Raw genomic sequence first — 252 nt, 5'->3', positions numbered from 1 at the left:
CGAGTGCACTGGGGCCGGCACTGAAGGCAGCCAATCGGCCGTACCTTCAGACACCCAACAGCGTGCACAACACACTCCCCGCTTCCCTCAACGTTCCACGCTCCGAAGAGCAGTACTAGAAGGAGAAGCCGATCAAGTATGCCGAGTAGTCAACGTTCCACCCATGAGCAACCAGCATCAGACATTCGCTGATGTACTGGCCTCTGACCTCGTCCCGAAAAAATCGGTAAGAAGTGCTCCTTAGAAAGGAGG

This window comes from Streptomyces viridochromogenes DSM 40736, assembly GCF_000158955.1.
Taxonomy (GTDB): Bacteria; Actinomycetota; Actinomycetes; order Streptomycetales; family Streptomycetaceae; genus Streptomyces; species Streptomyces venetus.
The sequence above is the reverse complement of the archived record's forward strand: the minus strand, read 5'-3'. Positions refer to the sequence as shown.